This window comes from Mesorhizobium sp. M2E.F.Ca.ET.219.01.1.1, from assembly GCF_004016445.2.
Lineage (GTDB): Bacteria > Pseudomonadota > Alphaproteobacteria > Rhizobiales > Rhizobiaceae > Mesorhizobium.
Genome location: NZ_SADT02000006.1, coordinates 63,405 through 86,283 on the forward strand (window position 1 = coordinate 63,405; position 22,879 = coordinate 86,283).

Here is a 22,879-nt window from a genome sequence, read left to right on the forward strand (position 1 = left end):
TGGCGAGCCGCCCTCAAGATTTAGTCGACTAAAATTTCAGTGGTTGTCGCGCGGCACGCCGCTGGTATGCGCGACGTCCTGGTACTTCACCGCCGGCTTCAGCACCATGCCGGCCGAGAACTGGTCGACCATGCCGCGCTGAATCTCCTGCCACGGCGTCTGGTGCTTGGGATAGTGATAGCCGCCATTGCCTTGCAGCGCGGCGCGCCGCTTGGCGATCTCCTCGTCGCTGACGAGAATGTTGGCCGTGCCCTTCTTCAGGTCGATGCGGACGCGGTCGCCGGTCTTGAGCAGCGCGAGGCCGCCGCCGATGGCGGCTTCCGGCGAGGCGTTGAGGATCGACGGCGAGCCGGACGTGCCGGACTGGCGGCCGTCGCCGATGCAGGCCAGCGAATGGATGCCTTTCTTGATGAGGTAGGCCGGCGGCTGCATGTTGACCACCTCGGCGCCGCCCGGATAGCCGACCGGACCGGCACCGCGCATGAACAGGATGGTGTGCTCGTCGATGCCCTGCGCCGGATCGTCGATGCGGGCGTGGTAGTCCTCCGGCCCGTCGAAGACCATGGCATTGCCCTCGAAAGCCTCTGGATCGTTCGGATTGGACAGATAACGCTCACGGAACTCGGGCGAGATGCCGCTGGTCTTCATGATGGCGGAATCGAACAGATTGCCCTTGAGATTGATGAAGCCGGCATTGGCCTTGAGCGGCTTGTCGGCGCTGCGGATGACCTCGTGGTTCTCGTTGAGGGCATCCCGGCAATTATCGCCCATCGACTTGCCGTTGACGGTGATGGCGTCGGGATGGGGCAGCAGGCCGCCCTTCATCAGTTCGGCGACGACCGCCGGCACGCCGCCGGCGTGGTGATAGTCTTCGCCGAGATATTCGCCGGTCGGCTGCAGGTTGACGAGCAGCGGCACGTTGAGGCCGATCTTCTGCCAGTCGTCATTGTCGAGCGGCACGCCGAGATGGCGGGCAATCGCGTTCAGGTGGATCGGCGCATTGGTGGAGCCGCCGATCGCCGAATTGACGACGATGGCGTTCTCGAAGGCCTGGCGCGTCATGATGTCGGACGGCTTCAGGTCCTCATGCACCATGTCGACGATGCGCTTGCCCGTCTCGTAGGCGATCTGGCCGCGCTCGCGGTAGGGCGCCGGAATGGCGGCCGAGCCAGGCAGCTGCATGCCGAGCGCCTCGGCCAGCGAGTTCATCGTGGTGGCGGTGCCCATGGTGTTGCAATAACCGGTCGACGGCGCCGAGGAGGCGACGATATCCATGAACTCGTCATAGTCGATCTCACCGGCCGACAGGCGCTGGCGCGATTCCCAAACGATGGTGCCGGAGCCGGTGCGCTTGCCCTTGTGCCAGCCATTGAGCATCGGGCCGACCGACAATGCGATGGCCGGAATGTTGACGGTGGCCGCCGCCATCAGCAGCGCCGGCGTGGTCTTGTCGCAGCCGATGGTGAGCACGACGCCGTCGAGCGGATAGCCGTAAAGCACCTCGACGAGGCTCAGATAGGCAAGGTTGCGGTCGAGCGCGGCCGTGGGGCGCTTGCCGGTCTCCTGGATCGGATGGCACGGGAACTCGAAGGGGATGCCGCCCATCGAGACAATGCCCTCGCGCACGCGCTTGGCGAGCTCGAGGTGGTGGCGGTTGCAGGGCGAAAGATCGGAACCGGTCTGCGCGATGCCGATCAGCGGCTTGCCCGACATCAGCTCGGCGCGCGTCAGGCCGTAATTGAGGTAGCGCTCGAGATAGAGCGCCGTCATGCCCGGATTGTCGGGGTTGTCGAACCACTCCTGCGAGCGAAATTTCTTTTTCTTGGTGGGGGCGCCTGCCATGGTGGTCTCCGTATTTGTATGACAAATCGATAGGACAACGCGCGAGCGCAAGCAAGAGGCAGGTGCTGCCGGGACCCGGACTTTGGTGCGATAGACTTGTCGCGGCCCGCGCGCTACGACCAATCGGCATCAGCAAATCCGGGAGGTCTTGATGGCTTTGGTGATCGAAGGCGAGGAGCGTATCGCCGCACCCGTCAAGAAAGTATGGGAAGCCCTCAATGACCCGGAGATCCTGAAGGAAGCCATTCCGGGCTGCCAGAGCCTGGAAAAGAGCTCAGACACCGAGATGGCGGCGACCGTGGTGCTGAAGATCGGGCCGATCAAGGCGACCTTCAACGGCGAAGTGACGCTCAAGAACCTCAAGCCGCCGCATTCCTACACCATCCAGGGCGAAGGCAAGGGCGGCATAGCCGGTTTCGCCAAGGGCGGCGCCGATGTGACGCTGACCGAGGACGGGCCGGATGCGACGGTGCTCAAATACGCCGCCAAGGCCGAGGTCGGCGGCAAGATCGCGCAGCTCGGCAGCCGGCTGATCCAGTCGACATCGAAGAAATTGGCGGGGCAGTTCTTCTCGACATTCGGGGAGAAGGTCGGCGCCTGACCCCTTAGGGAAAAGGGGTTATTCGAACACGATGCTGGGCACCGCGGCTTCGGCCGCGCCGCGTTCTTCCCGGACCCGATCCCAGACCTTCAAGGCGATGTCGCGATAGATCTTCGCCTCGGCGCCCTCCGGCTTGGAGGCGACGACCGGCGCGCCGGCGTCCGAGCTTTCGCGAATGCCCATTTCCAGCGGCACCTCGCCGAGGAAGGTGACGCCAAGGCGTTCGGCCTCGCGGCGCGCGCCGCCATGGCCGAAAATGTCGTAGCGCTTGCCGGTGTCGGGCGCGAGGAAGTAGCTCATGTTCTCGACGATGCCGAGCAGCGGCACGTCGACCTTCTTGAACATGTTGAGACCCTTGCGGGCATCGATCAGCGCCAGGTCCTGCGGCGTCGAGACGATGACGGCACCCGCGAGCGGCACCTGCTGCGCCATGGTGAGTTGGGCGTCGCCGGTGCCGGGCGGCATGTCGACCACCAGAACGTCGAGCGCGCCCCATTCGACCTCACGCAGCATCTGCGTCAACGCCGACATCACCATCGGGCCGCGCCAGATCATCGGCGTCTCTTCATCGACGAGGAAGCCCATGGACATGACCTTCAGTCCATAATTCTGCATCGGCTTCAGGATCTTGCCGTCGACGGTCTGCGGCCGGCCATGGATGTTGAGCAATCTGGGCATCGACGGCCCGTAGATGTCGGCGTCAAGCACACCGACCTTCAAGCCGTTGGCGGCGAGGCCGAGCGCGAGGTTGACCGCGGTGGTCGACTTGCCGACGCCGCCCTTGCCCGAGGCGACCGCGATGATGGCGTCGATGCCGGGCACGCCGCGCCGGCCATGGCCGTGCGAGGCCGGCGCCTGCGGCGCGGGACGCTGCGCCGGCTGCGGGGTCGCGGGTCTCGGTGCTGCCGGACGCGGCGGCACAGGCGCTTCCATGCCGCCGCCCTTCTTCTCGGCCGTGAGCGCGACGACGGCGCTGGCGACGCCGGGAATGGCCTTCACCGCGCGCTCGGCCGCGGCGCGCAGCGGCTCCAGCTCCTGGGCACGGGCGGCGGGAACGGTGATGGAGAAGAAGACCTTGGAATCGGCGATGAAGATCTCCGAGACCATGCCGAGATCGACGATGTTGCCGGTGAAGTCCGGCCCGTTGACCGTCTTCAGGCGCTCGATGACGGATTCCTTGGTAACGATCATGAATCTTTCCTCGGTATTTGGCGTTCCAGATAGTGCAGTTTCCCGCCAGAACCAAGCCATGGCGCAACGGCTTACCCGGCGTGCCCCGGAAAGCGACGGACGGTGTCGGATCTCCCGATCGGCATTCGAGCCTTGTCATGGCCAAACGGGCCGCCCGCGCTATCTGCCTTGCCATCACGACAAGCTGTGAAGGAGATCGTCATGCTCGAAAACAGCAATGCGACAGCCAATCTCGCGGTGAAGGATCTGGAGAAAGCCAAGGCTTTCTATGAGGGAACGCTGGGTCTCCGCCAGGTGGACGAGATGGGCGGCGAACTGATCGTCTACAAGAGCGGCGACACGCTCATCAATGTCTATCATTCGCAATTCGCCGGCACGAACAAGGCGACGGCGCTGACCTGGACGGTCGGCGACGAGATCGAACCCATCGTCAAATCGCTGAAGTCGAAAGGCGTCACCTTCGAGCATTATGAGATGCCCGGCCTGACGCTCGAGGGCGACATCCATGTCGGCTATGGCATGAAGGTCGCCTGGTTCAAGGATCCCGACGGCAACATCCTGAATCTGGTCGACAAATAGCCTCGCCGCGAGGCTAAGCGGCCAGCCTGGTGGCGACATAGGTGAGCGCTGAAATCGCCGCCGTCGCCGGCAGGGTGATCACCCAGGCGACGACGATGTTGCCGGCAATGCCCCAGCGCACGGCGGAGACGCGGCGGGCGGCGCCCACACCGATAATGGCGCCGGTGATGGTGTGGGTGGTCGAGACCGGAACACCGAGCCAGGTGGCGGCGAAAAGCGTGATGGCCCCGCCGGTCTCGGCGCAAAAACCCTGCATCGGGTTCAGCCGCGTGATCTTCGATCCCATTGTGTGGACGATGCGCCAGCCGCCGAGCAGCGTGCCCAGAGCCAGCGCCGACTGGCAGGCGAGGACCACCCATAGCGGCACGTAGAAGCTCTGGCCGAGCATGCCTTGCGAATAGAGCAGCACGGCGATTATGCCCATGGTCTTCTGCGCGTCGTTGCCGCCATGTCCCAGCGAATAGAGCGAGGCGGAAAAGAACTGCAGCACGCGAAACGTGTTGTCGACGGCGAACGGCGTCTGGCGCACGAACAGCCAGGAGACGATGAGAACCAGGACCAGCGCGAGCACAAATCCGGTCGCCGGCGAGAGCACGATGGCCGCGACCGTCTTGCCGAGTCCCGACCAGACAATGGCGCCGGTTCCGGCCTTGGCGACGCCGGCGCCGACCAGCCCGCCGATCAGCGCGTGCGAGCTGCTCGACGGAATGCCGGCGACCCAGGTGACGATGTTCCAGACAATGGCGCCGACAAGTGCCGAGAAGATCACCGCCGGCGTGACGATGCTGGCGTCGACAATGCCTTTCCCCACCGTCTCGGCTACATGCAGGCCGAAGAACAGGAAGGCGATGAAATTGAAGAAAGCCGCCCAGAACACCGCATAATGCGGCCTGAGCACACGGGTGGAGACGATGGTCGCGATCGAATTGGCGGCGTCGTGCAGGCCGTTGAGGAAATCGAAGAACAGGGCCACGGCAACGAGGCCGATCAGCAGCGGAAAAGCGATCGTGGCGTCCATCGCCTAAACGTTCTCGATCACGATGCCGCTGATCTCGTTGGCGACGTCCTCGAAGCGGTCGACCACCTTTTCCAACTGGCCGTAGATCTCCGAGCCGATCAGGTAAGCCATCGGGTCGTTGCGGCCGTGATGCCTGAACAGATCCTTGAGGCCCTGTTCGTGCAGGTCGTCGGCGCGGCCTTCGACGCGCATGACTTCCTCTGCGATGGCGTTCAGGCGCGCTGCGTTGGTGCCGACCTTGCCGAGCAGCGGAATCGCCTCGGCGACCAGCCGGGCAGCCTGGACGATGACGCCGCCCATTTCCCGCATCAGCGGGTCGAACGCCTTCACCTCGAACAATTTCACCGTCTTGACGGTCTTGTGCATCATGTCGATGGCGTCATCCATCGACTGGATCAAATCCTTGATGTCGCCGCGATCGAAAGGGGTGATGAAGGAACGCCTGACGGCGAGCAGCACCTCGGCGGTGATGCCGTCAGCCTCGTTCTCGAGATCGACGATCTTCTGGCACCAGCGGTCGATGTCATTGCCGCCGAGAAGCTGCTGAAGGGCTTCGGCGCCGCCGACCACGGTGCGCGAATGCCGCTCGAACAGATCGAAGAAGCGATCCTCGCGCGGCAACAGCTTGCGAAACCAGCCCAGCATCTCGTCCTCCTTGCCTTCGCCTATCCCACATAGCGCCATGCGCGGCGCGGGAAAACAGATAGCCGGCTCAAAAATGTGGACGAGGTCCGATTGCGCGGGCGTCTTGCGCGGCAAAGCGATTTCTCCGACCCTGGGTTAAACCGTGGTGGATCGGATGGCATGATCGACAAGCTGGAATTCTTCATCGCTTTGGCCAAGGAAGAGCATTTCGGCCGGGCGGCGGAGGTGTGCGGCGTCACCCAGCCGACGCTGTCGGCCGGCATCAAGCAGCTCGAGGAGCAGCTCGGCGTCATGCTGGTGCTGCGCGGCTCGCGCTTCCAGGGGCTGACGCCGGAAGGAACGCAGGTGCTGGGCTGGGCGCGCCGCATCGTCGGCGACACAAGGACGATGCGCGAGGAGATGCGGGCGGCGCGCCGCGGCCTCTCCGGCCGCATCCGCATCGCCGCCGTCCCAACCGCCCTTGCGATGGTGGCGCGGCTGACGACGCCGTTCCGCGAAAAGCATCCGGGCGTCACCTTCTCCATCCTGTCGCGAACCTCGATCGAGGTGCTGTCGCTGCTCGGCAATTTCGACGTCGATGCCGGCATCACCTATCTGGACAACGAGCCGCTTGGGCGCGTCATCAGCGTGCCCCTCTATGACGAGCGCTACCAGTTGATCACGGCGGTCGGGAACCCCTATTCCGATCGCGACAAAGTGACATGGGCCGAGATCAGCCAGCTGCCGCTCTGCCTTTTGACGCCGGATATGCAGAACCGGCGCATCATCGACCAGCATCTGGCGGAAGCCGGCGTGCAGGTGCGGCCGACGCTGGAATCCAACTCGATGATCGTGCTGTTCTCGCATATCCGTACAGGCAAATGGTCGTCGATCATGCCGCTCAACCTCGCGGAAACGTTCGGTTTTTCCGAGCCGATCCGGGCCATTCCGATCGTCGAGCCGGACGCCAGCCACACGGTCGGCCTGGTGGCGGCGCCGCGCGAGCCGCACACGCCGCTGGTGCAGGCGCTGCTGGACGAGGCGATGGCGCTGGCAGACGATTTCCGTCGTCATCGCTAGGCTAGAGAATGCGAGCCGCCGCTTTTTGATAGAAAATTTCTATCGATCGACGGGAGCGCTTTATTGATTTCGGAGGTTTCCTCTGATTTCGTAAGGACTTAGCGATATTGCGTCCTATGCATGTCGTTGCCCCGAAACCGCTCTATATCCTGGGGTGACATACATTGGCCGCTACGACCAGGGAGGGCGCTGCGTGACCATGCAGGCCGCAAGTACCGAGATCGCGTCGCGCACGGCGGCGATCATTGACGAGATGAAGGGCCTCGAGGGTCCGCTGCTGCCGATCCTGCACAGCATACAGGAAGAGTTCGGATACGTTCCGAAGGACGCGCTGCCGGTCATCGCCGACGGGCTGAACCTCTCCCGGGCCGAAGTGCACGGCGTGGTCAGCTTCTATCACGATTTCCGCGCCAAGCCGGCCGGGCGGCATGTGCTGAAGCTCTGCCAGGCGGAAGCCTGCCAGTCGATGGGCTCGGACGCCGTCGCGGCCAAGGTCAAGCAACTGCTCGGCATCGATTTCCACGAGACCACGCGCGACGGATCGGTTACACTGGAGCCGGTCTACTGCCTCGGGCTTTGCGCCTGCTCGCCGTCGGCGATGCTCGACGGCGAAGTCATCGGCCGGCTCGATGACGAGAAGATCGAAGAGATCGTCGCGGAGGTGCGTTCATGATCCCGCGCATCTATGTCCCCGCAGATTCCGGCGCGCTGGCGCTCGGCGCCGAGAAGGTCGCCAGGGCGATCGAGAAGGAGCTCAAGGAGCGCGGCGTCGAGGCCAAGATCGTGCGCAACGGCTCGCGCGGGGCCTATTTCCTGGAGCCGATGGTCGAGGTGGCAACCGACAAGGGCCGCGTCGCCTACGGACCCGTGAAGCCGTCCGACGTCAAAAGCCTGTTCGATAGCGGTTTTCTTACCGGCGGCCATCACAAGCGCTGGCTGGGCGCGCCCGACAAGATCCCTTTCTTCGCCAAGCAGACGCGGCTGACCTTCGCGCGCTGCGGCATCAATGACCCGCTGTCGCTCGATGCCTACAAGTCGCTTGGCGGCCTGCGCGGCCTGCAGAACGCGGTCGCCATGGCGCCGGCCGATGTCGTCAGCCAAGTGACCGAGTCCGGCCTGCGCGGTCGCGGCGGCGCCGGCTTCCCGACCGGCATCAAGTGGAAGACGGTGCTGGATACGGCGGGCGACCAGAAATACATCGTCTGCAATGCCGACGAAGGCGACAGCGCCACTTTCGCCGACCGCATGATCATGGAAGGCGATCCCTTCGTGCTGATCGAAGGCATGGCGATCGCCGGCATCGCCACCGGCGCGACCAAGGGTTTCGTCTATATCCGCTCGGAATATCCGCATGCGGTGGCGACGATGAACAAGGCCGTCGCGATCGCCCGCAAGGCGGGCGTGCTCGGGCTCAATGTGCTGGGCTCGCCCAACGCCTTCGACATGGAAATCCGCGTCGGCGCCGGCGCCTATGTCTGCGGCGAGGAAACCTCGCTCTTGAACAGCCTCGAGGGCAAGCGCGGCGTGGTGCGCGCCAAGCCGCCGCTGCCGGCGATCCAGGGCCTGTTCGGCAAGCCGACGGTGATCAACAATGTGATCAGCCTGGCCTCGGTGCCGATCATCATGGACAAGGGCGCCGCCTACTACAAGGATTTCGGCATGGGCCGCTCGCGCGGCACGATCCCGATCCAGATCGCCGGCAACGTCAAGCAGGGCGGGCTGTTCGAGACGGCCTTCGGCCTGACGCTCGGCGAGATCGTCGACGAGATCGGCGGCGGCACGGCTTCGGGCCGTCCGGTGAAGGCGGTGCAGGTCGGCGGGCCGCTCGGCGCCTATTTCCCGCGCGCTTTGTTCGACACGCCCTTCGACTATGAGGAATTCGCCAAGCGCGACGGACTGATCGGCCATGCCGGCATCACCGTGTTCGATGACACGGCCGACATGCTGAAGCAGGCGCGCTTTGCCATGGAGTTCTGCGCCATCGAAAGCTGCGGCAAGTGCACGCCCTGCCGCATCGGCTCGACGCGCGGCGTCGAGGTTTTGGACAAGGTCGCCGCGGGCATCGAGGCGGAGAAGAACCTCGCCCTGGTCGCCGACCTCTGCAACACGATGAAGTTCGGATCGCTCTGCGCGCTGGGCGGCTTCACGCCCTATCCGGTGATGAGCTCGATTACGCATTTCCCCGAGGATTTCAAGCCCGCGCCGGCGCGCGTGGCGGCTGAATAGGAGCTGGCAGATGAACATCAAGGCCGACTTCCCGACACTCATCGAAGAGATCGACTACGGAACGCCGGAGTCGAAAGCGACCAAGCAGGTCACGCTGACCGTCGACGGGCAGAGCATCACGGTGCCGGAAGGCACCTCGATCATGCGCGCGGCGATGGAAGGCGGGGTTGAGATCCCGAAGCTCTGCGCCACCGACATGCTGGACTCCTTCGGCTCCTGCCGCGTCTGCCTGGTCGAGATCGAAGGGCGCGGCGGCACGCCTGCCTCCTGCACGACGCCGGTCGGCGAAGGCATGGTGGTGCGCACGCAGTCGGACAGGCTCGACGCGATCCGCCGCGGCGTCATGGAACTCTACGTCTCCGACCATCCGAGCGGCTGGAACGAGAAGGCCGGCACCGGCGCCAGTGAGTTCGACGCGCTGGCGAAGTCGGTCGGGCTGACCGAAAACCGCTACGGCACCGAAGGCCGCAACCACGTCAAGGATAAGGGCGGCGTCGCGCCCGGCCATGGCTCGCTGGCGGTCGACTACATCGCCCGCGACGAATCCAACCCCTATTTCACCTACGACCCGGCGCAGTGCATCGTCTGCTCGCGCTGCGTCCGCGCCTGCGAAGAGGTGCAGGGCACCTTCGCGCTGACCATCGAGGGCCGCGGCTTCGAATCGCGCATGGTCGCCGGCATGCATGAGGATTTCATCGCTTCGGAATGCGTGTCCTGCGGCGCCTGCGTGCAGGCCTGCCCGACCGACGCGCTGCGCGAGAAGACGGTGCTGGAAAAAGGCATGCCGGAGCGCTCGGCCGTCACCACCTGCGCCTATTGCGGCGTCGGCTGCTCGTTCAAGGCCGAAGTGAAGGATGACGAGGTCATCCGCATGATGCCCTACAAGGACGGCAAGGCGAACCACGGCCATAGCTGCGTCAAGGGCCGTTTCGCCTACGGCTATGCCACTCACAAGGACCGCATCCTGTCGCCGATGATCCGCGAGAAGATCTCCGATCCGTGGCGCGAGGTGAGCTGGGAAGAGGCGATCGCCCATACGGCGAAGGAATTCCGCCGCATCCAGTATCAGTATGGACGCACCGCGATCGGCGGCATCACCTCCTCGCGCTGCACGAATGAGGAGACCTACCTCGTCCAGAAGCTGGTGCGGCAGGGCTTCCGCAACAACAATGTCGATACCTGCGCCCGCGTCTGCCATTCGCCGACCGGCTACGGGCTCGGCCAGACCTACGGCACGTCGGCCGGCACGCAGGATTTCGATTCGGTGGAATTCACCGATGTCGCCATGATCATCGGCGCCAATCCGGCTTCCGCCCATCCGGTCTTCGCCTCGCGGCTGAAGAAGCGGCTGCGCCAGGGTGCCAAGCTGATCGTGCTCGATCCGCGCCGCACCGAGATGGTCAGGTCGGCGCATGTCGAGGCCGACTATCACCTGCCGCTGAAGCCCGGCACCAACGTGGCGGTGCTGACGGCCCTGGCGCATGTCATCGTCACCGAGGGCCTTTTCGACGAAGCCTTCATCCGCGAGCGCTGCGACTGGGCCGAGTTCCAGGACTGGGCGTCCTTCGTCGCGCTCCCGGAAAACAGCCCGGAGACGGTCGGCAAGCTCTCCGGCCTCGACCCGGAAGCGATCCGGGGTGCTGCGCGCCTTTACGCCAAGGGCGGCAATGGCGCGATCTATTACGGCCTCGGCGTCACCGAACACAGCCAGGGTTCGACCACGGTGATGGCGATCGCGAACCTTGCCATGGCGACCGGCAATATCGGCCGTCCGGGCGTCGGCGTGAATCCGCTGCGCGGCCAGAACAACGTGCAGGGCTCGTGCGACATGGGCTCGTTCCCGCATGAGCTGCCGGGCTACCGCCACATCTCGGGCGAAGCCGTGCGCGACATCTATGAGAGCCTGTGGGGCGTGAAGCTCGACGACGAGCCCGGCCTGCGCATCCCCAACATGCTGGACGCCGCCGTCGACGGCTCGTTCAAGGGCATCTACATCCAGGGCGAGGACATCCTGCAGTCCGATCCCGACACCAAGCATGTCGCCGGCGGCCTTGCCGCGATGGAATGCGTGGTCGTGCACGACCTCTTCCTCAACGAGACGGCCAACTACGCGCATGTCTTCCTGCCGGGCTCGACCTTCCTCGAGAAGGACGGCACCTTCACCAATGCCGAGCGCCGCATCAACATGGTGCGCAAAGTCATCGAACCAAAGGCGCGCTACGCCGACTGGGAGGCGACGCAGGAGCTTGCCCGCGCCATCGGGCTCGACTGGAACTACACGCATCCGTCCGAAATCATGGACGAGATCGCCAAGACGACGCCGAGCTTCGCCGGCGTCTCGTTCGAGCTGCTCGACCGCGTCGGCTCGGTGCAGTGGCCCTGCAACGAGAAGGCCCCGCTTGGCACGCCGATCATGCATGTCGACGGCTTCGCGCGCGGTAAGGGCAAGTTCATCCGCACCGAGTATGTGGCGACGGACGAACGGACAGGCCCGCGCTATCCGCTGCTGCTCACCACTGGTCGCATCCTGTCGCAATACAATGTCGGCGCGCAGACCAGGCGCACCGAAAACGTCACGTGGCATGCCGAGGACCGGCTGGAGATCCATCCGCATGACGCGGAAGTCCGCGGCGTGCGCGAAGGCGACTGGGTGCGGCTGGCGAGCCGCTCCGGCGAAACCACGCTGCGCGCGCTGATCACCGACCGCGTCTCGCCCGGTGTTGTCTACACGACCTTCCACCACCCGGACACGCAGGCCAATGTGATCACGACCGACTTCTCGGATTGGGCGACCAACTGTCCGGAATACAAGGTCACCGCCGTGCAGGTGGCGCCGTCCAACGGCCCGACCGACTGGCAGAAGGACTATAACGAGCAGGCGCGCCAGAGCCGCCGCATCGCTCCGCTGGCGGCGGCGGAGTAGTCTTGACCGCGCGGCGCAAAGCCACGACGCAAATCTCGCGGCTGGCGCATCGCGCCGGCGGCACCGCTGCCGCGAACCGCATGGTGCCGGAAGAGACGCCGGTGGCGTTCTCCTTTGCCGGCACAACGCATGCCGTGATGATGGCGAGCCCCGCCGACTTCGAGGATTTCGCGCTCGGCTTCTCGCTGACGGAAGGCATCATCGCCGACCCTAACGAGATCGAGGCGATCGGGGTCGAGGATCTCGGCGCCGGCATCGATATCCAGATCAGGCTGAAGGACCAGGCCAACACGCGCTTCCAGGCGCGGCGGCGCCGGCTGGCCGGACCTGTCGGCTGTGGCTTGTGCGGCATCGAATCCATCGAGGAGGCGATGCGCTCGGTCGACGCGGTTGGTGCGTCGCGACTTACGCTTCAAGCAGAAGACATCACCAGCGCCGTCCGGTTGCTGTCGAAGGTTCAGCCGCTGCACGCCGAGACCGGCGCGGTGCATGCCGCGGGTTTCTACCTGCCCGGCAAGGGCATCGTGATGGCGCGCGAGGATGTCGGCCGCCACAACGCGCTGGACAAGCTTGCCGGCGCGCTGGCCAAGGCCGGCATCGACGGTTCGAGCGGTGCGGTCGTGGTGACCTCGCGCGTGTCGGTCGAGATGGTGCAGAAGACGGCCGCCATCGGCGCCGCGATCGTCATGGCGGTTTCGGCGCCGACCGCGCTTGCCATCCGCACGGCGGATGCCGCCGGCATGACGCTGGTGGCGCTGGTGCGCGGCGATGATTTCGATATTTTCACCCACCCGGAACGGGTGGTTTCCGGAGTTGCCAAGCATGTCGCATGACGAAGACCACATCGCGAGCACCAGGGAAAAGCTGGTGCGCATGGCCAACCAGATCGCCACCTTCTTCCATTCGAAGCCGCGCGAGGAAGGCATTGCCGGGCTGGCCGAGCACATCAATAAGTTCTGGGAGCCCAGGATGCGGCGGCAGTTGTTCGAGATGCTGGACGCCGGCACGGAGCATTTCGACGACCTCGTGATCGCAGCCTCGGCCAAGATCAAGCGACCGCCGACGGCGGAGCAGGCCGACAAGAGCATCGGTTACGCAAGGCAGGCATAAACCGGGAGGGTCGCGCCGACAGCCGAATAACCCGGCAACGAGGTCTTACATTTTAACTCTCTAAAGTTTGTATGCCGGAAGCGGGCTGCTTCTGCTAAGGTCCGACGGCAGGAGATCGTCTGGCCGGGCGGGATAGTTGCGTGAGGCCTATCGAGACCAGATACGCCCGTAGCGGGGATGTGCGGATCGCCTATCAGGTGATCGGCCAAGGTTCGTTCGATCTGGTCTTCGTGCCGGGCTTCATCTCCAATCTCGACCTGCAATGGGAAGACGAAGGTTACAGCCGTCTCTTGAAGCGGCTTTCCGCCTTCTCGCGGCTGATCCTGTTCGACAAGCGCGGCACCGGCCTTTCCGACCGCGTCGACACCCGCGACCTGCCCAGCCTCGAGACGCGCATGGACGACGTGCGTGCCGTGATGGACGCCACCGGCAGCGGCCGTGCGGCGATCCTCGGCGCCTCGGAAGGCGCGCCGATGGCGATGCTGTTCGCCGCCACCTATCCCGAGCGGACTCGGGCGCTGGTGCTCTACGGCGGCTATGCGCATTTCCACAAATGGGTGATGCCGCCGGAACGGCTGGAAGCATTCATCGAAACCGCGGAAACGTCCTGGGGCACCGGCGCCACATTGCCCAATTTCGCGCCGGGCCGGGTCGACGATACCCACTTCACCCAGTGGTGGGCCCGGTTCGAGCGGCTGTCGGCCAGCCCGACGGCCGCGACCGCCCTTGCCCGGATGAATGCCGGCATAGACGTGCGCGACATGCTCGGGACGATCAGCGTGCCGACATACCTGATCCATCGCCGCAACGACGCCCGTGTCGACCCCGACGCCAGCCGTTTCCTGGCCAGGAAGATCCCCGGCGCCCGCCTGGTCGAGATTTCGGGGCGCGACCACCCGATCTGGACCGGAGACGTCGACCGCGTGGCCGACCTGATCGAGGAATTCCTGACCGGAGAGCCAGCGGTGGCCGATGTAGAGCGCGTGCTTGCCGCGCTGCTGGTGACGCGCATCTACGATACCGCGCGGCTTGGCGACCGCTTGTGGAGCGAACGCAGCCTGCGCTTCCAGGAGAACTGGCGCATGCTGGTGGGACGTCATGGCGGCCGCATCGCCGGAACGCATGGCGAGCTGATGATCGCGCGTTTCGACGGCCCCGCCCGCGCCGTACGCTGCGCGGCGCTGCTGCGTGAGGCGGCGCAGGAGATCGGCGTGGCGAGCGCGCAAGGGGTGCATGTCGGCGAGGTCGAGATGCGCGGGCCACCTACGGGGCTGACGGCGCGTGTGGCCATGCAGCTTGCCGCCCATGCCGAGCGCGGTAACATCCTCTGCTCAAGGCTGGTGGCCGAGCTGGCAGCGGGCTCCGGGCTGCATTTCATCGATGCCGGGCGTATCAGCCTCGACGAACTGGACGAGCCGCTGCCGCTGGTGCAGGTGACGGCCGAACAGCATCTGGAGCCGGCCTGCCGCCCCAAGCCCAAGCCGGCCGAACCGGCAACGCTGACGGCTCGCGAGAGCGAGGTGGTGAGCCTGATCGCCGACGGCAAGAGCAACGCCGCGATCGCCGCCGAACTCGACCTCAGCGAGCATACGGTCAAGCGGCACGTCGCCAACATATTGCTCAAGCTCGACCTGCCGTCGCGGGCGGCTGCGGCGGCATTCTCGGCCAGACATGCTGGCTCGGACGGGCCATGAGAGCTATGGCGCTTTCGGGCGAAGCGGTCGGGACGCCGTAAGAGGTATCAGTTCTCCCCATGCAGGCAGCCAGGAAGGCGCTGCGAATGGAGGATGAAATGCTGAAACTCAATCGCAAGATCGGATTGCTGGCATTTGCGGCAGGCGCATTGCTGACCATCACCCCGGCGCGGGCCGAAGACGCTACGGCCACCGCCGCCTACAAGGACATCCAGGCCACGCTCGGCACGGTGCCCGACATGTTCAAGACGCTGCCGGATGTCGCGGTGGCCGGCGCCTGGGCCGAAATCAAGGGCGTGCAGCTCAATCCCAACACCGCGCTTAACGGCAAGACCAAGGAACTGCTGGGCCTCGCGGTAGCATCGCAGATCCCCTGCCAATACTGCATCTATTTCCACACGCTGGCCGCCAAGGCCAACGGCGCGAGCGACGAGGAGATCAAGGAGGCCATCGCGATGGCGGCGATCGTGCGACACTGGTCGACGATGCTCAACGGCAGCCAGGTCGATCTCGCCACCTTCAAGAAGCAGACCGACGACCTGTTCGCCGCCGTCAAGGCCAAGTCGCAGTGAGGAGTTCCCTGCCCGGCGATGTTCGCTGGGCAGGGCTTCGCCCATATATCGCCTGAAGAACGGGCACATGGAGGATGAAATGCTGACCAAGACACAAACAGTGGACGGCGCCGCGATCAAGAGAGCGATCGAAGGTCGCGACGGCAAGATGCTGTCGAGCTTCTACAACGATGATGCGGTCGTGCGGGTGATCGACCGCAACAATCCGCCGAGCAAGCCGCGCGAGATCCGCGGGCGTGCGGCCATCAGCACCTTCTGGGACGACATCTGCAGCCGGGCGATGATCCACAAGGTCGATACCACCATCGCCGAGGGCGACAGCCTCGCCTTCACCCAGGCCTGCGCCTATCCGGACGGCACGAAGGTGTTCTGCGCGGCGATGCTGGAGCTGAAGAACGGCCGCATCTCACGGCAGACGGTCGTGCAGGCCTGGGACGAGTAGGTCAAGATTGGACGTTTTCTGCGAAACAGAGAGGAACCAAGATGTTCAGCGCCAGATGGCAGATCGACGCCAGGTTCGGTCACAAGCAGACCGCGCTCGAGCTGATGCGGAAATGGGAGCGCGAGATCGGCTCGCAGGTCGGGCTCGCCGACCTGAAGTTCCAGCTCATGACCGGTTCTGTCGGCGCGCGCGAAGCGACGATCGAGGCCCATCATCAGGTCGAAAGCCTGGCCCAGTTGGAGGCGTTCTTCGCCAAGATCGCCAAGATCGACGCGCACGCCAAATGGGGCAAGGAGCTGGAGCCCTATGTCGTGTCGGGCACCAGCCTGTGGAATATCTACCGCATCGTTGAGTAGTAGTCTGCGTTCTTCTGGGGAGAAGATGCCGGCAGGCAGATGAGGGGCGGAGCCAGCTTCCGCAAAGTTGGCGCTGCCCCTCATCCGGCCTTTCGGGCCACCTTCTCCCCGTGAACGGGGCAAAGGGAAGGCGCCCTACATCAGGCCAAGCTGCTTGTAGAAGCCGAGCGCGTCGTAATAGTCGCTCTGGGTCGCGATCTTGCCGTCCTTGATGGAAAACATCGACGCGCCGGTGATGGAGAATTTCTTGCCGGTCGCTGTGGTGCCGTCTCCCCAGGCGCCGGTGTTGGTGCCGGAGAACTCCCATTCGAAGGAGACGCGCTCGCCGTCGACCAACGGCTTGCCCTTCATCGTCCAAACGGCGTCGGGAACGGCTTTCAGGAAGTTGTCGATGACCCCTGTCTTGGCGGCGTCCCTGCCGGTGACCGGCTTGCCGACGGACGCGTCGTAATAGGTGACGTCTTCGGCGAAGTAGCCGGCGGCCTTGGTCGAGTCATGCGCATTCCAGGCCGCGACATAGGCTTCGATCACCGACTGCGCGGTGTCGGCGGCGAAGGACGGCGCCACGGCAAGAAGCGTGGCGGCGACGGCTGCTGATGTCAGAAATTGGCGGCGTTGCATTGTTTTCCTCCCTCGGTTGAATGCTTGCCTCCGTCTCCTTCTCCCCTTGTGGGAGAAGGTGGCCGAGCGAAGCTCGGTCGGATGAGGGGTGTTCCAGCTTGGTGCCAAGCTTACCCCTCACCCGGATTGCCAAACCGATTTGCGAAGAGCAAATCGGGGCAATCCGACCTCTCCCACAAGGGGAGAGGTAGAGCGCTAGCCGTGCGCCACCATCACGTGACGGACGGCGGTGTAGTCTTCCAGCGCGTAAAGCGACATGTCCTTGCCGTAGCCGGACTGTTTCAGGCCGCCATGCGGCATCTCGTTGGTCAGCATGAAGTGGGTGTTGATCCAGGTGCAGCCATATTGCAGGCGGGCGGCGGTCGCCATGGCGCGCGCGACATCCTTGGTCCACACCGACGAGGCAAGGCCGTAGTCGCTGTCGTTCGCCCAGTTCACCGCTTCGTCGACATCCGAGAAGCGGGTGATGGAGACGACGGGGCCGAACACCTCGCGGCGCACGATCTCGTCTTCCTGCAGCGCACCGGCCACGACCGTCGGCTGGTAGTAGAAGCCGGAGCCCTCGCCCGGCTTGCCGCCGGTGGTGATCTCGATGTGCTTCAGTTCCGAGGCGCGCTCGACGAAGCTCGAGACGCGGTCGCGCTGGCGGCGCGAGATCAGCGGGCCGATCTCGTTCTCGGTGTCGTCCGGCTGGTTGTATTTGATGGTCGAGACGGCGGAAGAGAGATCGGCGACGAGCTTGTCGTAGATCTTCTTGCCGGCATAGATGCGGCAGGCGGCGGTGCAGTCCTGGCCGGCATTGTAGTAGCCGAAGGCGCGCAACCCGCTGACCACGGCGCCGAGGTCGGCGTCGTCAAAGACGATGACGGGCGCCTTGCCGCCGAGCTCCAGATGCGTGCGCTTGACCGACTTGGCGGCCGCCTGCAGCACCTTCTTGCCGGTGGCGACGTCGCCGGTGATCGAGATCATCTTGACCTTCGGATGGTTGATCAGCGTGTTGCCAACGCTGTCGCCGCGGCCGAGCACGACGTTGACGACGCCCTCGGGCAGCACCTCCGCAAGGATCTTCGCCAGCTTCAGCGACGTCAGCGGCGTCTGCTCGGACGGCTTGAAGACGACCGTGTTGCCGCCGCCGATCGCCGGCGCCAGCTTCCAGGCCATCATCATCAGCGGATAGTTCCAGGGCGCGATCGAGGCGACGATGCCGATCGGGTCGCGCCGCACCATCGAGGTGTGGCCGGCAATATATTCGCCGGCTACCTGGCCGGGCATCGAGCGCACCGCGCCGGCAAAGAAGCGGTAGCAGTCGACGATCGCCGGAATCTCGTCATTGAGCACGGCATTGATCGGCTTGCCGCAATTCAGCGCCTCGAGCGCGGCGAACTCCTTGGCTTCCGCCTCGATGCGGTCGGCGATCTTGAGCAGGTAGCCGGAGCGCTGCGCCGGCGTGGTGCGCGACCAACTGACGAAGGCTTGTTCGGCCGCAGCGACTGCCGCTTCGATCTGCGCCGGACTCGCCTCCGGCAGGTTGAGGATCGTTGCCCCGGTCTTTGGATTGAGGATCGGCTCCTCGGTTTCGGTGCCCTTCTCGAATTTCGAGCCGATGAGCATCTGGGTGTCCATTGGGTTTCTCCCTGATTAGGAGCGAATAGGGAGTAGCGAATAGCGAATAGGGAGATCGACAGCCGAACCCTGTTCGCTACTCGCTATTCGCTACTCGCTGTTTTCATTTTCCGCTCCCCGCGATCTGGTCGCCGTCGCGGGTCAGGTAATAGGCAAAGAGGATCGGCAGCAGCGTCACCAGCACGACGACCATGGCCACGACATTGGTGACCGGACGCTGGCGGGGGCGGATCAGTTCCTCCAGCATCCAGATCGGCACGGTCTGCTGCTGGCCGGCGGTGAAGGTGGTGACGATGACCTCGTCGAAGGACAGCGCGAAGGCGAGCATGCCGCCGGCCAGCAACGCGGTCGCGATGTTCGGCAGCACGACATGCCGGAAAGTCTGGAAGCCGTCGGCGCCGAGATCCATCGAGGCCTCGATCATCGAGCCTGACGTGCGGCGGAAACGGGCGACAGCGTTGTTGTAGACGACGACCACGCAGAACGTGGCGTGGCCGAGCACGATCGTCCAGAACGAGAACGGGATGTCGGCGAGCGAGAAGGCCGAGCGCAACGCGATGCCGGTGATGATGCCGGGCAGCGCGATCGGCAGGATGACCAAAAGCGAGATGGCCTCGCGGCCGAAGAAGCGGGTCTGCGAGACGGCCGCCGCGCAGAGCGTGCCCAGCACCAGGGCGATCGCCGTCGAGATGGCGGCGACGCGGACCGACAGCGACAGCGCATCCCAGACGTCCGGCCGGTTCCAGGTGACGGCGAACCATTGGGTGGTCAGCCCGGGCGGCGGCCAGACGAAGCTCTTCTCCTCCGTCGTGAAGGCGTAGACGAAGATCAACAGGATCGGCAGATGCAGGAAGAGCAGGCCGCAGGCGGCGGCGATCTTCAGGCCGAGCGGAGCACGTTGACCACGGTCAGAGCGCATCGAAAGCCCCCATGCGCTTGGCGCCCCAGAGGTAGAAGCCCATGATGACGATGGGCACCACGGTGAAGGCGGCGGCCAAAGGAATGTTGCCGGCCGTGCCCTGCTGCGAATAGACGGCCTGGCCGATGAAGAGCCGCGAGGTGCCGATAATCTGCGGGATGATGTAGTCGCCCAAGGTCAGCGAGAAGGTAAAGATCGAGCCGGCGACGATCCCGGGCAGCGCCAGCGGGAAGAGCACGTTGCGGAAGGTCTGGCCAGGCGAGGCGCCGAGATCGGACGAGGCCTCGACCAGATTGCCGGGCACCCGCTCGAGCGCGGCCTGAACGGGGAGGATCATGAAGGGCAGCCAGACATAGACGAAGACGATGAAGGTGCCGGTAAAGGAGACCGACAGCGAGTTGCCGCCGACGACCGGCAGCGACAGCCAGGCATCGAGCAGCCAGAGCAGGTTCAGCTTGGCCAGCAGCCAGGTGAGGATGCCTTCCTTGGCGAGGATCAGCTTCCAGGCATAGATCTTGACCAGATAGCTCGACCACAGCGGCAGCATGACGCCGAGATAGAACAGCGCCTTCCAGCGGCCGCGCGCATAGCGCGCCGCGTAATAGGCGATGGGGAAGGCAATAATCGCCGAGGCGAGCGTGACCAGCGCCGCCATCGTCACCGTGCGCAGAATGATGTCGAGATTGGCGGCCTGGAACAGGTCGCCATAGGTCTTCAGCGTGAACTCGCGGTTGATGAGGCCGGAGAACTCGTCGATGGAGAAGAAGCTCTGCGCCAGCAAGGCAAAGAGCGAGCCGATATAGACGATGCCGAGCCAAAGCAGCGGCGGGGCGAGCATCAGTGTGAGCAGGAATTTCGGCCGGCGCCAGAACAGGTCTGAGAGCGCGCCGCGCAGGCCACCGTTGCCGGGCAGGATGGCAGGGGTGGGGTTGGATTGAACGGCGGCGATGGTCATGGCGCCACCGTGTACAGGCGGAAGCCGCGATCCTTCGCCCTCGCGCAAACCTTCTTCATGCCGGCTCATCCATCAGATGCAGGCTGTCGCGATTGAAGGTCAGCATCACCGCTTCGCCTTCCGCCGGCAGCGCGGTGCCCGCCGGCACCACCGCATGCAGTCTCAGCCCATCGGCATCCAGCGCCAGCCTTGTGGTGGCGCCGAGATAATTGGTGCCGACCAGGCGGGCGGCGACGCCGTTGCCGCTGGTCGCGCTGGAGACGCGGATCGACTCCGGGCGCAGGCTCCCCCAGCGATGCTGGCCGGAATAGCGCTGGACGAAATCCGGCGGCAGCACGTTGGACGAGCCGACAAAATCGGCGACGAAGCGCGTGTTCGGCCGCTGGTAGATATCTTCCGGCGTGCCGACCTGCATGATCCTGCCGTCGTTGAAGACGGCGACGCGGTCGGCCATGGAGAGCGCCTCGCCCTGGTCATGGGTGACGAAGACGAAGGTGATGCCGAGCGCCTTCTGCAGCGACTTCAATTCCTCCTGCATGTTCTCGCGCAGCTTGAGGTCGAGCGCGCCGAGCGGCTCGTCGAGCAGCAGCACCTTGGGCTGGTTGACGAGCGCACGGGCGAGCGCGACGCGCTGGCGCTGGCCGCCGGAGAGCTGGCCGGGGCGGCGCGCGCCGTAGCCCGGCAGACGCACCAGCGACAGCGCCTCTTCCGCCGCCTTCAGCCGCTCGGCCTTGCCGACACCCCTGACCATCAGGCCGTAAGCGACGTTGTCCAAGACGTTGAGATGCGGGAACAGCGCATAGTCCTGGAAGACGGTGTTGACGTTGCGGCGGTAGGGCGGAACGCCTTCGGCACGCTCACCGAAGATGGAGATGGAGCCTGCCGTCGGCTGCTCGAAGCCGGCGATCAGCCTGAGACACGTCGTCTTGCCGGATCCGGACGGCCCGAGCATGGCGAAGAACTCGCCCGCGGCGATCTCCAGATCGACCGCATCGACGGCGCGCACGCTGCCGAAATGGCGCGAGACTTGTTTGAAGGAAACGGCAGAGGTCATGGGCCTGTTCGTTTCGTTGCCGGTTTAGAGAGGATGCGCGACGCCCTACCTCCCTCTCGATGGGGGAGGTCGCGGCGAAGCCGCGGGTGGGGGTGACTGGCGCGAACCGATCAGACAGCCCCCACCCCGACGCTACGCGTCGACCCTCCCCACAAAGGGGGAGGGTAAAGAGCGTTACCGCCCGCCGATGACGCCGATATAGTCCGACACCCAGCGGTAATAGGGCACGCACTGGTCGTTCTGGCTGGCGCATTTCGACACTGGCGTCTTCCAGAACTTGATCTTGTCGAAATTGTCGTAGCCGTTGGTCTTGCAGCCTTCGTCGCCAAGCAGTTCATTGCCCTTGCAGGCGGCGGGCACGACCGGCAGCGAGCCGAACCAGGCCGAGACGTCGCCCTGGACCTTCGGCGAGAGCGAATGCTCAAGCCACATATAGGCGCAGTTCGGATGCGCGGCGTCGGCCTCCATCATTGTGGTGTCGGCCCAGCCGGTGACGCCCTCTTCCGGCACGGTTGAGGCGACCGGCTTCTTGGCGGCGACCAGCGTGTTCACCTGATAGGGCCATGAGCCGGAAGCGACCACGCCTTCGTTCTGGAAGTCGTCGACCTGGATCGCGGCATCGTGCCAGTAGCGGCCGACCAGCGTGCGCTGCGTGCGCAGCAGATCGAGCGCCGCCTTGTACTGGTCTTCGTTCAGCTCGTATGGGTCCTTGATGCCAAGTTCCGGCTTGTGGAACATCAGATAGTTGGCGGCATCGGCGATGTGGATCGGGCCGTCATAGGCCTGGACGCGGCCCTTGTTCGACTTGCCGTCGGGCAGCTTCATTTCCTCGAAGACGACGTTCCAGCTCTTGGGCGCTTCCTTGAAGACGTCGGTGTTGTACATCAGGATGTTCGGGCCCCATTGGTAGGGAACGCCGTAATGCACCTTGTCGACGGTGAACCAGGGCGCGTCCTTAAGGCGGTCGTCGACAGTCTTCCAGCTCTTGATGAGATCGGTGTTGATCGGCTGCACGCGCTTGCCGGCGACGAGGCGCAGCGATGCATCGCCCGAAGCGGTGACCAGATCGAAGCCGCCCTCGTTCATCAGCGAGACCATCTCGTCCGACGTGTTGGCGGTCTTGACGTTGACCTTGCAGCCGCTTTCCTTCTCGAAAGCCGTCACCCAGTCATAACCCTTGTCGGTCTCGCCGCGCTCGATATAGCCCGGCCAAGCGACGATGTTGACCTCGCCCTCGCCCTTGCCGATTTCCTTGACCTGGGCCATGGCCTGGCCGGAAAAAGTCAGCGCGACAGTCAGCGCCGTGCACGACTTCAGGAATGCATTCATCGTCGATCTCCCATTTTGGCGCATGATCCCGAAACCGGTCCGGTTTCGGAAAGGATCATGCGCAGACTCAAAAACGACAGGGCATATTGCTCTGTCAGCCAGCGCTGTCAGGGCGCGGCT

Annotated in this window: 22 protein-coding genes; 12 read left to right on the top strand and 10 right to left on the bottom strand. The window is 64.7% G+C overall.

All coding sequences use genetic code 11. The features are described from left to right. Window positions 1–36: 36 nt before the first annotated feature. A complete protein-coding gene (locus tag EN862_RS26250; RefSeq protein ID WP_127866405.1) occupies window positions 37–1,842 on the bottom strand; it encodes an IlvD/Edd family dehydratase in 1,806 nt (601 codons plus the stop codon). Window positions 1,843–1,993: 151 nt separating this feature from the next. Between EN862_RS26250 and EN862_RS26255 the strand changes: the two genes are divergently transcribed. Further along, entirely contained in the window at window positions 1,994–2,443 is a 450-nt protein-coding gene (locus EN862_RS26255) for a carbon monoxide dehydrogenase subunit G (protein WP_127866406.1), read from the top strand. Between the two features lie 18 nt (window positions 2,444–2,461). On the opposite strand, the gene EN862_RS26260 is transcribed toward EN862_RS26255, so the two are convergent. Continuing rightward, the gene (locus tag EN862_RS26260) at window positions 2,462–3,634 is read right to left on the bottom strand and encodes an Mrp/NBP35 family ATP-binding protein (RefSeq protein ID WP_127866407.1); all 1,173 of its coding nucleotides are present in this window, start codon (window positions 3,632–3,634) and stop codon (window positions 2,462–2,464) included. A gap of 201 nt (window positions 3,635–3,835) precedes the next feature. On the opposite strand from EN862_RS26260, the gene EN862_RS26265 reads away from it, so the two are divergent. Then, window positions 3,836–4,213 carry a VOC family protein gene (locus EN862_RS26265; protein ID WP_127866408.1) on the top strand — a complete coding sequence of 126 codons (378 nt, stop codon included), beginning with the start codon at window positions 3,836–3,838 and terminating at the stop codon, window positions 4,211–4,213. Window positions 4,214–4,226: 13 nt separating this feature from the next. On the opposite strand, the gene EN862_RS26270 is transcribed toward EN862_RS26265, so the two are convergent. Further along, window positions 4,227–5,231, bottom strand: a complete 1,005-nt coding sequence (locus tag EN862_RS26270) for an inorganic phosphate transporter (RefSeq protein WP_127866409.1) — start codon at window positions 5,229–5,231, stop codon at window positions 4,227–4,229. Between the two features lie 3 nt (window positions 5,232–5,234). Beyond that, the gene (locus tag EN862_RS26275) at window positions 5,235–5,876 is read right to left on the bottom strand and encodes a DUF47 domain-containing protein (RefSeq protein WP_127866410.1); all 642 of its coding nucleotides are present in this window, start codon (window positions 5,874–5,876) and stop codon (window positions 5,235–5,237) included. A gap of 159 nt (window positions 5,877–6,035) precedes the next feature. Here EN862_RS26275 and EN862_RS26280 point away from each other — a divergent pair, with 159 nt between their 5' ends. The 10 genes from EN862_RS26280 (at window position 6,036) to EN862_RS26325 (ending at window position 16,258) form a co-directional block, all read left to right on the top strand. Next, window positions 6,036–6,935: a LysR family transcriptional regulator gene (locus tag EN862_RS26280; protein ID WP_127866411.1), complete on the top strand. Its 900-nt coding sequence runs from the start codon at window positions 6,036–6,038 to the stop codon at window positions 6,933–6,935. Window positions 6,936–7,128: 193 nt separating this feature from the next. Continuing rightward, window positions 7,129–7,608: a formate dehydrogenase subunit gamma gene (locus tag EN862_RS26285; RefSeq protein WP_126079698.1), complete on the top strand. Its 480-nt coding sequence runs from the start codon at window positions 7,129–7,131 to the stop codon at window positions 7,606–7,608. After that, the gene (locus EN862_RS26290) at window positions 7,605–9,161 is read left to right on the top strand and encodes an NADH-quinone oxidoreductase subunit NuoF (RefSeq protein ID WP_127866412.1); all 1,557 of its coding nucleotides are present in this window, start codon (window positions 7,605–7,607) and stop codon (window positions 9,159–9,161) included. The genes EN862_RS26285 and EN862_RS26290 overlap by 4 nt, the downstream gene beginning before the upstream one ends. Window positions 9,162–9,171: 10 nt before the next feature. Further along, a complete protein-coding gene (fdhF, locus tag EN862_RS26295) occupies window positions 9,172–12,084 on the top strand; it encodes a formate dehydrogenase subunit alpha (protein ID WP_127866413.1) in 2,913 nt (970 codons plus the stop codon). Window positions 12,085–12,086: 2 nt separating this feature from the next. Continuing rightward, window positions 12,087–12,917 (top strand): formate dehydrogenase accessory sulfurtransferase FdhD, encoded by an 831-nt coding sequence (gene fdhD / locus EN862_RS26300; protein WP_127866414.1) that lies wholly within the window; start codon window positions 12,087–12,089, stop codon window positions 12,915–12,917. Beyond that, window positions 12,907–13,194 carry a formate dehydrogenase subunit delta gene (locus EN862_RS26305; protein WP_127866415.1) on the top strand — a complete coding sequence of 96 codons (288 nt, stop codon included), beginning with the start codon at window positions 12,907–12,909 and terminating at the stop codon, window positions 13,192–13,194. Before fdhD ends, EN862_RS26305 begins: the two co-directional genes overlap by 11 nt. A gap of 140 nt (window positions 13,195–13,334) precedes the next feature. Next, window positions 13,335–14,888, top strand: coding sequence for an alpha/beta fold hydrolase (locus EN862_RS26310; protein WP_127866416.1), 1,554 nt, complete (start codon window positions 13,335–13,337; stop codon window positions 14,886–14,888). A gap of 98 nt (window positions 14,889–14,986) precedes the next feature. Further along, window positions 14,987–15,460 carry a carboxymuconolactone decarboxylase family protein gene (locus tag EN862_RS26315; RefSeq protein WP_127866417.1) on the top strand — a complete coding sequence of 158 codons (474 nt, stop codon included), beginning with the start codon at window positions 14,987–14,989 and terminating at the stop codon, window positions 15,458–15,460. A 79-nt stretch (window positions 15,461–15,539) separates the two neighbouring features. Then, window positions 15,540–15,902 carry a nuclear transport factor 2 family protein gene (locus EN862_RS26320; protein ID WP_127866418.1) on the top strand — a complete coding sequence of 121 codons (363 nt, stop codon included), beginning with the start codon at window positions 15,540–15,542 and terminating at the stop codon, window positions 15,900–15,902. A gap of 41 nt (window positions 15,903–15,943) precedes the next feature. After that, window positions 15,944–16,258, top strand: a complete 315-nt coding sequence (locus EN862_RS26325) for a hypothetical protein (protein WP_127857839.1) — start codon at window positions 15,944–15,946, stop codon at window positions 16,256–16,258. A gap of 135 nt (window positions 16,259–16,393) precedes the next feature. On the opposite strand, the gene EN862_RS26330 is transcribed toward EN862_RS26325, so the two are convergent. The 6 genes from EN862_RS26330 to EN862_RS26355 all read right to left on the bottom strand — a co-directional run bounded on the left by EN862_RS26330 (window position 16,394) and on the right by EN862_RS26355 (window position 22,759). After that, entirely contained in the window at window positions 16,394–16,879 is a 486-nt protein-coding gene (locus EN862_RS26330; RefSeq protein WP_127866419.1) for an ester cyclase, read from the bottom strand. A 195-nt stretch (window positions 16,880–17,074) separates the two neighbouring features. Further along, window positions 17,075–18,502 (bottom strand): gamma-aminobutyraldehyde dehydrogenase, encoded by a 1,428-nt coding sequence (locus EN862_RS26335; RefSeq protein ID WP_127866420.1) that lies wholly within the window; start codon window positions 18,500–18,502, stop codon window positions 17,075–17,077. 103 nt (window positions 18,503–18,605) lie between these two features. Then, a complete protein-coding gene (locus EN862_RS26340) occupies window positions 18,606–19,421 on the bottom strand; it encodes an ABC transporter permease (protein WP_126062953.1) in 816 nt (271 codons plus the stop codon). After that, complete coding sequence (locus EN862_RS26345) at window positions 19,411–20,376, bottom strand: ABC transporter permease (protein WP_127866421.1); 966 nt, start codon at window positions 20,374–20,376, stop codon at window positions 19,411–19,413. Before EN862_RS26345 ends, EN862_RS26340 begins: the two co-directional genes overlap by 11 nt. Window positions 20,377–20,431: 55 nt before the next feature. Further along, window positions 20,432–21,430 carry an ABC transporter ATP-binding protein gene (locus tag EN862_RS26350; protein WP_127866422.1) on the bottom strand — a complete coding sequence of 333 codons (999 nt, stop codon included), beginning with the start codon at window positions 21,428–21,430 and terminating at the stop codon, window positions 20,432–20,434. A gap of 174 nt (window positions 21,431–21,604) precedes the next feature. Next, window positions 21,605–22,759, bottom strand: a complete 1,155-nt coding sequence (locus EN862_RS26355) for an ABC transporter substrate-binding protein (protein ID WP_095817761.1) — start codon at window positions 22,757–22,759, stop codon at window positions 21,605–21,607. Between the last annotated feature and the right edge of the window lie 120 nt (window positions 22,760–22,879).

Coding starts and splice junctions, on each gene's coding strand:
- EN862_RS26250 (WP_127866405.1), bottom strand. CDS start 1,842: ATGGCAGGCGCCCCCACCAAGAAAAAGAAATTTCGCTCGCAGGAGTGG.
- EN862_RS26255 (WP_127866406.1), top strand. CDS start 1,994: ATGGCTTTGGTGATCGAAGGCGAGGAGCGTATCGCCGCACCCGTCAAG.
- EN862_RS26260 (WP_127866407.1), bottom strand. CDS start 3,634: ATGATCGTTACCAAGGAATCCGTCATCGAGCGCCTGAAGACGGTCAAC.
- EN862_RS26265 (WP_127866408.1), top strand. CDS start 3,836: ATGCTCGAAAACAGCAATGCGACAGCCAATCTCGCGGTGAAGGATCTG.
- EN862_RS26270 (WP_127866409.1), bottom strand. CDS start 5,231: ATGGACGCCACGATCGCTTTTCCGCTGCTGATCGGCCTCGTTGCCGTG.
- EN862_RS26275 (WP_127866410.1), bottom strand. CDS start 5,876: ATGCTGGGCTGGTTTCGCAAGCTGTTGCCGCGCGAGGATCGCTTCTTC.
- EN862_RS26280 (WP_127866411.1), top strand. CDS start 6,036: ATGATCGACAAGCTGGAATTCTTCATCGCTTTGGCCAAGGAAGAGCAT.
- EN862_RS26290 (WP_127866412.1), top strand. CDS start 7,605: ATGATCCCGCGCATCTATGTCCCCGCAGATTCCGGCGCGCTGGCGCTC.
- fdhF (WP_127866413.1), top strand. CDS start 9,172: ATGAACATCAAGGCCGACTTCCCGACACTCATCGAAGAGATCGACTAC.
- EN862_RS26305 (WP_127866415.1), top strand. CDS start 12,907: ATGTCGCATGACGAAGACCACATCGCGAGCACCAGGGAAAAGCTGGTG.
- EN862_RS26315 (WP_127866417.1), top strand. CDS start 14,987: ATGCTGAAACTCAATCGCAAGATCGGATTGCTGGCATTTGCGGCAGGC.
- EN862_RS26320 (WP_127866418.1), top strand. CDS start 15,540: ATGCTGACCAAGACACAAACAGTGGACGGCGCCGCGATCAAGAGAGCG.
- EN862_RS26325 (WP_127857839.1), top strand. CDS start 15,944: ATGTTCAGCGCCAGATGGCAGATCGACGCCAGGTTCGGTCACAAGCAG.
- EN862_RS26330 (WP_127866419.1), bottom strand. CDS start 16,879: ATGCAACGCCGCCAATTTCTGACATCAGCAGCCGTCGCCGCCACGCTT.
- EN862_RS26335 (WP_127866420.1), bottom strand. CDS start 18,502: ATGGACACCCAGATGCTCATCGGCTCGAAATTCGAGAAGGGCACCGAA.
- EN862_RS26340 (WP_126062953.1), bottom strand. CDS start 19,421: ATGCGCTCTGACCGTGGTCAACGTGCTCCGCTCGGCCTGAAGATCGCC.
- EN862_RS26345 (WP_127866421.1), bottom strand. CDS start 20,376: ATGACCATCGCCGCCGTTCAATCCAACCCCACCCCTGCCATCCTGCCC.
- EN862_RS26350 (WP_127866422.1), bottom strand. CDS start 21,430: ATGACCTCTGCCGTTTCCTTCAAACAAGTCTCGCGCCATTTCGGCAGC.
- EN862_RS26355 (WP_095817761.1), bottom strand. CDS start 22,759: ATGAATGCATTCCTGAAGTCGTGCACGGCGCTGACTGTCGCGCTGACT.